The organism is Bacillus cereus group sp. MYBK195-1 (genome assembly GCF_051916605.1).
GTDB lineage: Bacteria > Bacillota > Bacilli > Bacillales > Bacillaceae_G > Bacillus_A > Bacillus_A cereus.
Window position 1 is genome coordinate 1,273,829 of record NZ_JBQAGZ010000001.1, and the last position, 13,288, is coordinate 1,287,116.

Below are 13,288 nucleotides of genomic sequence, written 5' to 3' on the forward strand. Positions count from 1 at the left end.
ACCGAGTTTATTTTTATGTACAAGCACTTTTTTTCTATCTCTGGGTATGATGGGTAGTAATACTTAGGTGAGAGGGGAAAAGGTGATGAAACAGAGTAAAGAAGAGTTTATAAAGAGTGAAGGCGCTGATTTCCCTGGAAAAACATATGTGGATTGTGTATTACAGCATGTATTTGATTTTCAACGAAATTATTTATTGAAAGATATGTTTCAAGTGCATAAAGCACATATTGCGATGCTAACGGAAGAAAATTTAATGAAAAAGGAAGAAGCTAAAGTTATATTACACGCATTAAAAAAGGTAGAGGGAATTCCAGAAGAGCAATTGCTCTATACAGAGCAGCATGAAGATCTCTTTTTTTTAGTCGAACATTTAATTTCTCAAGAAGCGAAATGCGATTTTGTAAGTAATATGCATATTGGTAGAAGTAGAAATGATATGGGTGTAACGATGTATCGCATGAGTTTAAGGCGATATGTATTACGATTAATGGAACATCATTTGTTATTGCAAGAAAGTGTACTACAACTTGCTGCTGATTATAAGGAAACAATCATGCCAGCTTATACACATACACAACCGGCACAGCCAACAACATTTGGTCATTATACGTTAGCAATCTATGATACGATGCAAAGAGATTTAGAAAGAATGAAAAAAACGTACCAGCTTTTAAATCAGTCTCCAATGGGGGCGGCTGCACTCTCTACAACAAGTTTCCCGATTAAACGAGAACGAGTTGCTCATCTACTTGGATTTACAAATGTAATTGAGAACTCATATGATGCTGTTGCCGGAGCGGATTATTTATTAGAAGTTAGTTCGCTACTTATGGTAATGATGACGAATACGAGTAGATGGATTCATGACTTTTTGTTGTTAGCAACGAAAGAATATGACGGTATTACTGTTGCAAAGCCATATGTACAAATCAGTAGTATTATGCCGCAAAAACGAAATCCGGTTTCAATTGAACACGCTCGTGCGATTACGAGTAGTGCTTTAGGAGAAGCATTTACAGTATTTCAAATGATTCATAATACACCATTTGGTGATATTGTCGATACGGAAGATGACTTGCAGCCATATTTATATAAAGGGATTGAAAAGGCAATTCGTGTTTTTTGTATGATGAATGCAGTGATCCGAACGATGAAAGTAGAAGAAGAAACGTTAAAAAGTCGTTCCTATAAACATGCAATAACGATAACGGATTTCGCCGATGTTTTAACAAAAAATTATGAAATTCCATTTCGGCATGCTCATCATGCAGCAAGTGTTATTGCAAATATGTCATTGGGGCAGAAAAAGGAGCTACATGAATTACATTTCAAAGATGTAAATATATACTTGCAAGAACATTTTAAAATAAATTTATTAGAAAAAGAGTGGAAAGAAATCATATCGCCAGAAGCTTTTATTCAAAAAAGAAATGTATACGGTGGACCGAGTAAAAAAGAAATGAATCGTATGATTCAAAATCGAAAAGAGTCATTTCGAAAAGAAGAAGATGTATTTGAAAAGGAAAAACAGAGGATTTTACAAACTGAAAATGATTTAAATATATTAGTTTCTAATATTATAGAATTGTAAAAGAAGGATTTAATGAATTAATCGCCAATACTTAATTAAAATATAAATAGAGAGAAGAGATTGTCGATGATTCAATTACATGTATATGAAGAGATTTTTCATTTTAAAGAAGATGTTACACCATTTCTAGAAAAGAATGAGCAGGAAAACAATCTCATATTAGGTGTATTACAAATGGTCCAAGAACCGATATTTATGGGGATAGCGAAACAAGGAGAAGAAATTGCGGTTGTATTTCTACAAACAGAAGAGAAGAAACAAATCATTGTTGCAACTTCTGAAATTTCGGGAGTAGCTATTGAGGAACTTGCAAAAGAGTTAACGAAAGTATACCCGGATATTCCTGGATTGATCGGTAATAAGAAAATTGTACAGAAATTAGCGGAAGAGATTGCGGTATTAGAAAATAAGAAAACGAATATTACAATGGAACAAGGTGTGTATGAGCTCAACAGAGTAAAGAAGAAGTGTAATGCGGATGGACTTTTCCGGGCGGTAAATAATGATGAATTACCATTAATAGAACAGTGGATATATCAATTTTGTGAAGACGTAAAGCTTCCTACTACGAAAGAAGAAGCAAAACAAACTGCGCATACATTAATAACTACAAATCGACTGTTTGGTTTGGAAGTGGATGGGAAACTCGTTTCTGTAGCTGCAAAAACGAGACCAACTAAAAATAATATAACAGTTAATTTCGTATATACGCTGAAAGAAGCAAGGAAAAAGGGATACGCATCTAAGTGTGTAGCGGCACTTAGTCAACGTATGTTAGATGAAGGGTACAAGACGACTACGTTATATACTGATTTAGCGAATCCGACATCGAATAAAATTTATCAAGAAATTGGTTATGAGCAAATTACGGAGTCTATGCTTATATTTTTAGAGAAGTAGAACAAAAAGGCGTGTTAAAATAGCACGCCTTTTTGTTATTCATCAATTCTAATAACCTCGCCTTGAGGAAAGTCCTCAGTTTCTAGTAAGTTACGAATAGCTTTCGCAACATATTCAGGTGATAATAGTTTTCCTTCTTCTTTTAATGCAATGAAGCGGTCCAAATTTATGAAATCTTCTTTATTTGTTTCACGAATTTGTGATTGCATATTTGTATCAACAACGCCAGGTGCAAAAGCGACGATTTTTACTGGATATTCTTTTTCCACTTCTTCAGTTGCTACGCACTGTGTAAACATATTTACACCAGCTTTCGTTGTACAATAAGCGCCCCATCCGAAATAAGGATTTTTTCCTGCACCAGATGAAATGTTAATAACGCGTTTATCTACTTTCCAGTCTTTCGTATGTTTCATAAACGTAGATGTAAGAATCATAGGAGCAAGTAAATTAATGTGAACGTTCGTAATGAATTGTTCGCTTTCTGCTTTTTCAATTGGCTTCATAGGAGCAACTGTACCCGCATTATTAATTAAATGAATAGAAGATACACTGTCTTCTTGAATAGATGAAATGATTTTGTTAAAGTTCGTTTCTAAATTATGTACATCTTGAAGATCTAAGGAGTGGAAAACACAATTGCTATTATATTGCTCTGCAAGTTTAGTAAGCTCTTTATTTTCTCTTCTAGAAATAGAGATGACAGTTGTATTTTCTTCTAATAATTGCGTAGCGATTGCCTCACCTAAACCTTGTGAAGTTCCTGTTATGATAACGTAGCGCATAGTTTTATAAACTCCTCTCATATGTGCGGAATTTTGTTGGACAACGTACATCACATAGGTTGTCTACATTTTATAGTATAGAGCACTTTTTACTATAAATGAAATGAGATGATTGTGTGCCTTTTATAAATCGTTTTACGACAACGGTACCTGGTGCCGTCACGTTTACTGGGAATACGCTGGGACTTAGCCCTACATCACCTGCACCAGGTAATATTTTTGGTACACTTGCTGTGTTTACGACAGTAAATACAGCATTGCAAGTACCAGGATTCCCAGCAGGGACAACAGATGAATGGCAATTGAATTCTTCAAGTGCAATTTTAAATCTTCCAGCGGGAAGCAGTGTGTTATATGCAGAATTAGTTTGGGCTGGTACTTTCCGGACTGATACGGAAGATGTTTTACCATTTTTAAATGATAACATTACATTTACAACGCCAGCAGGGACGTTTTCTGTTACGCCAGATCCTGCTACCGCGCAGCAAGGTTCAGTAGGAAATCAGTTTTATTATGCTCGCTCTGCCAATGTAACGAATCTTGTTAGTGCAGGTGGGGCAGGCACATATACAACGGGTGCTGTGCCTGCTGCCAGAACTTCAGCCGACCCGACAATCAGTCGTTCAGCTGGATGGACGCTTGAGGTTGTGTATCAAAATGCAAGTTTACCACTTCGAAATTTGTCAGTATATGCAGGCCAAGAAATTATTGATGCTTCATCACCACCAGTTGATGCTACTATTTCAGGATTTGCTACGCCGGCAACAGGAGCTGTTACAGGAAGAGTACTCGTAACTGCTCAAGAAGGCGATTCTAACATTGTTGGAGATCAACTTCGCTTTGGACCGAATGCAAATGCTACAGTTGCATTATTCGGACCGAGAAACCCTGCGAATAATTTCTTCCAGTCTCAAATTTGTAATGACATTGGAGAGTTAGATACAACCGGGACATTTGGAAATTTGAATCAGCCGTTAGGGATAGCTTTAGCGATCCGAAGACAAGGGTGGGATATTACGAATGTAAATGCCTCTGCATCATTAGTAAATAATCAAACGTCAGCAACTGTTCGCTTCGTTACAAATGGAGATGGATACGCTGCAGCTGGTTTTGGTGTTCAAATTGATGCAACAGGTCCAATTATTAATCCTGTTAAATCAGTTAATAGAACAGTCGCAGGGGTAGGGGATACTCTCACTTATACGATTACGGTCCCAAATACAGGAACAGGAAGTGCAGAAAACGTTGTATTACGTGATAGTATTCCGAACGGAACGACGTTTGTTGCAGGTAGTGTTACGGTAGAGGGAGTAACACAGCCGAATGCAAACCCAGCTAATGGAATTAATTTAGGTACAATCCCAAATAACACGCAAAGAATTGTTACATTTCAAGTTCGAATAACATCATTCCCGAATCCCAATCCTATTTTAAATCGTGCAATGGTGTCATATCAATTCCGTCCTTTCGTTGGTAGTCCTCCTATTACAAGTACGTCTTCTTCAAACACAGTACAAACGACAGTGAATCAAGCAACCATAAGTATGCAGAAATCTGTAGATTTACAGACGGCAACGCTTAATGATGTATTAACGTACACAGTTAATGTCACAAATAATGGAAACGTCACTGCGAACAATGTTATTTTTGTTGATAGTATCCCTGCTGGAACAACATTTGTCGCAAATAGCGTTACAGTAAATGGAGTAGCGCGTCCAGGAGCGAATCCAGCAAGTAGTATTAATCTAGGAAGTATTAATGCTTCGCAAACGACTGTAGTGCGCTTTCAAGTTCGAGTAACATCGAACCCTCTTGTCAATCCAATTCCAAACCGTGCAAGTGCAACATTTACCTTTACTCCAGTGCCTGGTCAACAACCAGTTTCAGGGCAAGCGACAAGTAATACTGTAGTTACGACAATTAATATAGCTGATATAACAATGAGAAAAACAGTGGATAAAGCTTTTGCAACGGTTAACGACGTTCTTACGTACACGGTAACAATTCAAAATACAGGAAATGTACTTGCAACGAACGTTATTTTTCAAGACCCAATCCCAATTGGAACGACTTTTATCGCAAATAGTGTGACTGTGGACGGGGTTTCACAACCTGGGGCAAATCCAGCGAGTGGGTTTACGGTAGCTAATATATCTCCTGGCGGAAGTAGGACTGTTACATTTCAAGTACGAGTAACATCTACGCCGTCAGGAGGTACGATTCCGAATCGCGGAAATGTGTCTGCTAATTTTGTCGTTATTCCAAATCAGCCACCGATAACAATTAATAGACTAACGAATACAGTTGTGACACAAGTTAATACAGGTGGTTTGAATGTAATAAAAGAAGTGAATACAATGCAAGCAGCAGTAGGGGATACTTTAACATACACAATTGCCGTCCAAAATACAGGGAACGTTCCGTTAACAAATGTATTTTTCCAAGACCCTATTTCTTCTGCTGTTTCATTTGTTGCAAATTCTGTAACAATTAATGGAGTACAGCAAAGTGGACTAAATCCGAATACAGGATTTTCTCTTCCGAATATTCCTGCGGCTCAAACAGTTGTAGTCACATTTGACGTGTTAATTGTACAGGATCCAGAAAATGAAGATATTTTAAATCAAGCGAATGTAACAGCAAGCTTTCAAGTGAATCCGAGTGAACCACCAGTGACAATTAATGTTCCGAGTAATGTTGTGAATACGACAGTACAATCAGGAAACTTTGAAGTTGTGAAATCAGTGAATACAGATGTTGCGACGGTAGGAGATGTTTTAGTATATACAATCGAAGTTATAAATGCAGGTAGTGTACCAGCTACAAATGTATTTTTTCAAGATTCAATTCCACAAGGGACATTATTTATTGAAAATAGTGTATTGGTTAATGGTGTTTTACAAGAGGGGGCAGATCCAGGACTTGGATTCCCATTAAATGATTTGCCTACTGGCGCCAGTGTTATTGTTACGTTTGAAGTATTAATTGATGAAATTCCCCAAGGAAATAATGTCGTAAATAATGCGAATGTAACTGGAGATTTCCTTGTAAATCCAACAGAGCCACCGATTACTGTAACAGTACCAAGTAATACTGTTATGACGGTCGTGAATTCTTCAGGGTTAAATGTAATGAAAAGTGTAAGTGCTACTGAAGCCGGTGTAGGAGATACGTTAACGTATACAGTCCGTATACAAAATAGTGGAACGGTGGCAGCGACAAATGTATCATTCCTTGATCCGATTCCAGTTGGAACCACTTTTGTAGCGAATAGTGTAACAATAAACGGGACACCTCAACCAGGTTTAAACCCGACAACTGGATTTCCACTTGCTAATATTCCAGTAGGAGGTATGGTGACGGTCACTTTTCAAGTGACAATCACGAGTATACCACCAAATAGAGTTCTTCCGAATAATGCGAATGTCACTGCTGATTTCCAAGTAAGTCCTCTCCAGCCACCAATTACAATTGTAACGATTAGTAATATTGTCGTGACGCGAGTGAATGTAGGATCACTTAATGTAATGAAGAGTGTAAATACACCACAAGCCGGTGTAGGAGATACGTTAACGTATACGATTCTTATTCAAAATACAGGAACTGTTCCTGCAACGAATATTGTTTTTCAAGATCCAATTCCGTCTGGTACTGCCTTTGTAGCAAATAGTGTGACGATAAATGGAGTCGTTCAGCAAGGTGCGGATCCTATGGTAGGTTTCCCAGTACCAAATATTCCGGTCGGGCAAACATCTACGATTACGTTTCAAGTTACAGTGACGAGTATTCCGAGCGGTGGAAATATAAGAAACCAATCGAACGTTACTGCAAGTTTTCTTATAAATCCAGCAAACCCTCCAATAACGACTGTTACAAATAGTAATTTTGTAGTGACGCAAGTAAACACAGCACAGTTAAATATACAAAAATCTTCATCTGTACAACAAGCAGCACTTGGAGAAACTTACACGTATTCTGTTGTCATTCGAAATAACGGTACAGTAACAGCAACGAATGTCTCTTTCCTTGATCCAATTGCTTTAGAAACAACATTTGTAGCAAATAGTGTAACGATAAATGGAACGCCTCAACCTGGATTTGATCCAAATATTGGTTTCCCGCTTCCTAATATTGCAGCTGGAACATCATTGACAGTAACGTTCCAAGTTACGGTAGTTGCACCGTCTACACGTGGAGCAGTATTAAATACAGCATCTGCTACAGCCACTTTCTTATTGAATCCTTTACAACCACCTGTAACAACAACGAATTCAAGTAATACAACGGTAGTTACAATACCGTTACCTCCTCCTGGTGAAGTAACAGCAACAAAAACAGTTGATGTTGCAACTGGGGCTGTCGGGGATGTATTAACGTATACAGTGCTAATAACGAATGTAGGAATTATCCCTGTTACAGATGTACTCTTCCAAGATGTCATTCCAGAAGGGACGACGTTTGTTGACAATAGTGTAACGATAGGTGGAGTGCAGCAACCAGGATTAAATCCAGAAATAGGATTTACAGTTACTCCATTATTAATCGCTGGTGGAAGTATTGAGGTCACATTCCAAGTGACGATTACAGAAATTCCAGATAATGAAGTCATATTAAATGATGCAGATGTTACATTTACTTCACAACCAAATCCGCAGGAACCACCGATTACGGAAACGATATTAACAAATTTAGTCGTTACGACAATTAATATAGCGTTTATTTTTCCATTGAAACTAGTAGATAAAGAAGTAGCGACGGTAGGAGAAATATTAACGTATGATGTATTGATTTTTAATTTCGGAACAGTGCCAGCGACGAATGTTCAATTTATCGATACTACTTCCGCGGGTGTAGCATTTGTACCAGGAAGTGTGAGCATAAACGGGGTACCAGCACCAGGATTAGATCCTTTCATTGGTTTTACAGTTCCAGATATACCTGTCGATGATTTTGTACTTGTCACATATCAGGAAGTGGTTACAAGCATACCAGAAGGTGGAACGATTGTTAATTTTGTAGACGTTACAGCTACATTTGCTGTAAGTGAAACAGAACCGCCTATTACGGAAACAACGACAAGTAATACGACATTAACAGAAATCAATGAATCTGGTTTGAATGTTTTAAAATCAGTAAGTCAGCCGGTTGTTGCAGTAGGCGATACAATCACATATACAACAGTAGTTCAAAATACAGGAACAGTGATAGCGACAAATGTTCAATATAGTGATGTATTACCTTCCTCTATAGCATTCGTGCCGAACAGTGTAATGATAGACGGTGTGTTACAACCTGGATTCAATCCGAATAATGGATTCCCGCTTCCAGATATAAATCCAGGTGAAAGTGTAGAAGTCACATTCCAAGTAACTGTTGTTAGTGTGCCGACAAACGGAACAATTGCCAATACGGCAAATGTAACGGGAAGTTTTGTATTAGTACCAGGAGAACCACCAGTTATAGTAAACCAATCGAGCAATACAACACTTACAACTGTAAATAGAGGGCAATTTAATGTTATTAAACAAGTAAATAGGGTTGCTACTCTCGTTGGAGATATATTAACGTATACGGTCCAAATAACGAATACAGGAACAGTAACAGCTAACAATGTTCAGTTTATTGATACGATTTCAACAGGTGCGTCATTTGTATCAAATAGTGTAACGATAAATGGAGCCCCGCAACCAAACTTAAATCCGATTACTGGATTTGGAGTTGGAGATATACCGGTAGGTGAAACAGTTATAGTGACGTTTCAAGCGACAGTTACAAACATCCCGTCATCAGGAACAATTACGAACGTTGCAAATATAACAGGAAGCTTTACTTTAGTGCCAGGAGAGCCACCGGTTGTAGTAACAGAGCTGAGTAATACGACGATAACTAGAGTGAATAGAGGACGATTCAGCGTTATAAAATCTGTAAATAAAGAAGCGACACGATTAGGAGATACGTTAACGTATAGTGTGCAAGTTACAAATACGGGAACGGTAACAGCAACGAATGTTCAGTTTATCGATGTTCCATCACCTAGTTTAGAATTCGTTCCTGGAAGTGTACAAATAAATGGGATTCCGCAAGTAGGTTTAGATCCATTTGTAGGCTTTGTATTGCCTAATCTTGCAGTAGGGGATAGCGTATTAATTACATTTGAAGTAAATGTAATCGCAGTTCCGCCTTCTAGTAGCATTATGAATACAGCAAGAGTAACGGGTGATTTTGAATTAATTCCAGGAGAACCTCCGTTTACAATTACGAATTCAAGTAATACGACAGTCACACCAGTAAATAGAGGCAGTTTAGATATGCAAAAAGAAGTAGATCATTCAATTGTTGGAGTAGGAGAAACAGTAAAGTATACGGTTCGAATATTAAATACTGGTACTGCTGATGCGATGAATATTCAATTTATTGATGTCCTATCTCCGGAAGCTGTTTTTGTACCAAATAGTGTAACTGTAAATGGAGTAGCTCGTCCGGGAGTAAATCCGCAGGTTGGATTTACGATTGTAGACATTCCAGTCGGTGAGACGGCGATTGTAACATATGAAGCTACGATTACGAGCTTTCCAGATGGTGGTACAGTAGTGAACGTTGCTGGGGCGTTAGCAGAATATATTTTAGTACCAGGGGAGCCGCCAGTTACAGTGATGGATACGAGCAATACAGTTATAGTGACGGTAAATACTGCAATCTTATTTGTTGCAAAAGGAGCAAACTTTGAAGTAGCAATGATAGGGGATGTTGTCACTTACGGAATCGCTGTTATAAATGATAGTACAGTCCCTGTGACCAACATTGTGTTAACAGATATCATTGATCCGAATACGCTATTTATAAATGGCACGGTAACGGTAAATGATGTACCTTTTCCATTCGCTAACCCGAATACTGGTATTCCGTTAGGTGATTTTCAGCCAAATGACGCAGCAATTATTAATTTCCAAGTTGTAATAACAGGAGGACAAATAAATAATTTAGTTACAAATACTGCTATAGCAAATGGGCTCGCAACTGTAAATCCGAATGAGCCGCCAGTAGTAGTTGAAGGTGATAGCAATACAGTTGTTATCCCGTTTATTCCTCAAAATGTCTCAACGACAGTCGTAAAAACGGCAAATTTACAGGCAGCAACAATTGGCGATGTTATTACGTTTACGACAGTTATTACAAATACGGGGGATACAGCAATACAAAATATTCGTTTTCAAGATATGTTAGATAGTAGTGTTCAATTTGTCCTTGGAACTGTAACGATTGATAATACGCTAGTGCCAAATGTAAACCCAGTATCAGGTTTTATTATAGGAAATTTAAATCCAGGTGAAGCACGGACAGTTTCGTTCCAAGTAGTAGTGCAGAGCGCGCCAAATGGTTCAGGAAATTATATAAATCAAGCGAGTATTCGTTTCGAACATCAAGTAGGCACAGTATTGCCACCTGTTACACAAATGGTAGAAAGTAACATAGTTGTCATTCCATTTGTTCCAACGATAGAACAAATTTGTGAAACGAATCTTAATTGCTTAGGGAAAATTCCTTTTCAATGTTCTCCGTGTAATCATTTGCAAATAAATAAAAAATAAATACAGAAAGAGCATCCGGAAAAAAGGATGCTCTTTCTGTATTGATCATGTAGATTCTTTTTCGGGTGAGGTGAAAAATTCGTCGATTTTGTCGGAGAGTAGTAATGGAATGGCTCCTTTTATAACAGAAATGTCCCAGTCCCACCATGCGAGATTCTCTAGTTTGTCAATCGTTTCTTGTGGGAAACGATATCGAACAAATTTTGCAGGATTACCAGCCACAATTGCATATGGAGGGACGTCTTTTGTAACAATACTTTTTGCACCAATAATGGCACCGTTACCAATTGTAACACCAGATAAAATGCAGGATTGATAACCAATCCATACATCATTGCCGACTACGATATCACCTTTTGAAGAAGGGTGACCAGTAATATGTGCTCCTTCATCAAAAAGTGCATTAAATGGATAAGTTGTTATCCAGTCTGCGCGATGTTCACCGCCAAGTATGAAAACGACTTCTTCTGCTAATGAACAAAACTTACCTATTTTTAATTTTGTTTCATCGTTCCAAGAAAAAATGGTTGGCCCTACTTTACTATAAGTATAATCACCAATATCATATTTATTATATTCAGGTTTTTGATTTAAATATAACATGCTTCTTCAGCCTCCTTTCTCAATTAAGTGATACGTATGGAATATTATATGCAAGATGTAGTAATGTGAACTGTATTAATAGGTGAAATGAACAAAAGGGAGTGGGATGTATGCGATACGAAATGGGTTTATATAATAAACCGTTTCAGTCAATTCAATCAGGAAAAAAAGTATATGAAGTACGCCTATACGATAAAAAACGTCAACTAATAAACAAAGGTGATGAAATCGTATTTACGAATCTTACGACAAAAGAAATGATGACGGTAAAAGTAACGGAAATAAAGCGATACGAGAGCTTTAAAGCTATGTATGAACAAATCGATAAAAAATTATTGGATTGTGAAAATGATAATTTAGAGGAAATGTTAGAAAGTACATACAAAATATATACGAAAGAACAAGAAAAAGAGTGGGGAACAGTTGCGATTTGTATTGAGGTAATAAAATGATAAGAAATCGCGGGGCGGCTATCATTGTACAGGAAGGAAAAATCGCTCTTATAAAACGTATTCGAGAAGAGGAAACATATTATGTTTTTCCAGGCGGAGGGATTGAGGAAGGTGAAACGCCTGAAGAAGCAATGAAAAGAGAGGTATACGAAGAATTAGGGGTACATATAAAAGTGGAGCACCTTATTGCAAAGGTAAAATATAAAGGAAATGAATATTATTATGCTGCCTATATTACAGGCGGAGTGTTCGGAAGCGGAACAGCTGAGGAATTTCAGTGGGAAGATAGAGGAAGTTATATTCCGTTATGGCTACCGATAAACGAGTTGGAAAAAGTGAATATAAAACCTTATGAAGTGGTCGAAAATATATTTAGTCATTATAAAATATAACGTCTGACAACATACAAAAAAAACCATTGACATAGGCTTCTGATTTAAGTATTGTATTCGAGTATGTTTATAATCAGGAGGTTTATATGAGCAATCAAACTACTACACATCATGTGAAAATGACAACAGCGGATCCATCTGGAATTGGTCTATTTGGATTAGCGATGGTAACACTTGTAGCATCATCTCAAAAGTTAGGCTTAACAGATGGCGTTTCACTTGTATTACCATGGGCAATCTTTTTAGGAGGATTCGCACAAATCTTTGCTTGCATTCACGATGCAAAGCATAACAATACATTCGGTACGACAGCATTTGGTGCGTACGGCCTATTTTGGTTAGGTGTTGGAATGACTTGGTTAATTCAACTTGGAGTATTTGGCGAAAAATTAGCACAAGCTGCAGATTCAAAACAGCTTGGTGTAGCCTTTATCGGATATTTGATTTTCACAATCTTTATGACGATTGGTGCAATGGAAACACATAAAGTATTATTTATGATCTTCGTCCTTATTGATTTCTTATTTATTGGTCTTTCATTAAGTACTTTAGGTGTTATGCCGCACGCAATGCATAATTTAGCAGCATATTCTGAACTTCTTATTTCATTATTATCTTTCTACGGTTCAGCAGCAGCAGTGTTAAACACACACTTCGGAAAAGTTGTTTTACCAGTTGGAAAGCCGTTTGGTATTTTTAAAAAGTAATAAAAAAGCACAGATGATTGTATAGTCATCTGTGCTTTTTTATTTATTCCGCTCTTTGTGGGCTGTCTGAAAAAGCTTGATTGGTGAGGACTCATTAAACTTTCACTTTATCCCGCTATTTGCCGGGCAGTAAGACCCCCGCCTCAAAATTCAGCGGAAACAAAGAAGTTAGGTGGGGGATGAATACCCCGCTGATTAAAGTTTCACTTTATTTGAAATAAGTAATGTGAAATGTAAATAAAAGTAGAAAAAATCAATTGAAATTG

Annotated in this window: 8 protein-coding genes; 6 read left to right on the top strand and 2 right to left on the bottom strand. The window is 37.4% G+C overall.

Going from position 1 to position 13,288, the window contains the following annotated elements; all coding sequences use genetic code 11:
• Positions 1 to 85: 85 nt before the first annotated feature.
• Both argH and ACTFRY_RS06790 read left to right on the top strand, forming a co-directional pair.
• Positions 86 to 1,594 (top strand): argininosuccinate lyase, encoded by a 1,509-nt coding sequence (argH, locus tag ACTFRY_RS06785; RefSeq protein WP_061663841.1) that lies wholly within the window; start codon positions 86 to 88, stop codon positions 1,592 to 1,594.
• Between the two features lie 66 nt (positions 1,595 to 1,660).
• Entirely contained in the window at positions 1,661 to 2,494 is an 834-nt protein-coding gene (locus tag ACTFRY_RS06790; RefSeq protein WP_000615378.1) for a GNAT family N-acetyltransferase, read from the top strand.
• Between the two features lie 35 nt (positions 2,495 to 2,529).
• On the opposite strand, the gene ACTFRY_RS06795 is transcribed toward ACTFRY_RS06790, so the two are convergent.
• Positions 2,530 to 3,279: a (S)-benzoin forming benzil reductase gene (locus tag ACTFRY_RS06795; RefSeq protein WP_001271046.1), complete on the bottom strand. Its 750-nt coding sequence runs from the start codon at positions 3,277 to 3,279 to the stop codon at positions 2,530 to 2,532.
• Positions 3,280 to 3,395: 116 nt separating this feature from the next.
• Here ACTFRY_RS06795 and ACTFRY_RS06800 point away from each other — a divergent pair, with 116 nt between their 5' ends.
• Positions 3,396 to 10,868 carry a DUF7507 domain-containing protein gene (locus tag ACTFRY_RS06800; RefSeq protein WP_086391353.1) on the top strand — a complete coding sequence of 2,491 codons (7,473 nt, stop codon included), beginning with the start codon at positions 3,396 to 3,398 and terminating at the stop codon, positions 10,866 to 10,868.
• A gap of 45 nt (positions 10,869 to 10,913) precedes the next feature.
• On the opposite strand, the gene ACTFRY_RS06805 is transcribed toward ACTFRY_RS06800, so the two are convergent.
• Positions 10,914 to 11,471, bottom strand: a complete 558-nt coding sequence (locus tag ACTFRY_RS06805; RefSeq protein WP_000966300.1) for a CatB-related O-acetyltransferase — start codon at positions 11,469 to 11,471, stop codon at positions 10,914 to 10,916.
• A 110-nt stretch (positions 11,472 to 11,581) separates the two neighbouring features.
• Here ACTFRY_RS06805 and ACTFRY_RS06810 point away from each other — a divergent pair, with 110 nt between their 5' ends.
• The 3 genes from ACTFRY_RS06810 to ACTFRY_RS06820 all read left to right on the top strand — a co-directional run bounded on the left by ACTFRY_RS06810 (position 11,582) and on the right by ACTFRY_RS06820 (position 13,022).
• Positions 11,582 to 11,923, top strand: a complete 342-nt coding sequence (locus ACTFRY_RS06810; protein ID WP_061663839.1) for an ASCH domain-containing protein — start codon at positions 11,582 to 11,584, stop codon at positions 11,921 to 11,923.
• Positions 11,920 to 12,315, top strand: coding sequence for an NUDIX hydrolase (locus tag ACTFRY_RS06815; RefSeq protein WP_000620826.1), 396 nt, complete (start codon positions 11,920 to 11,922; stop codon positions 12,313 to 12,315). Before ACTFRY_RS06810 ends, ACTFRY_RS06815 begins: the two co-directional genes overlap by 4 nt.
• 86 nt (positions 12,316 to 12,401) lie before the next feature.
• On the top strand, positions 12,402 to 13,022 hold the full coding sequence (locus tag ACTFRY_RS06820; RefSeq protein WP_000070938.1) for an acetate uptake transporter: 621 nt from the start codon (positions 12,402 to 12,404) through the stop codon (positions 13,020 to 13,022).
• Positions 13,023 to 13,288 lie beyond the last annotated feature (266 nt).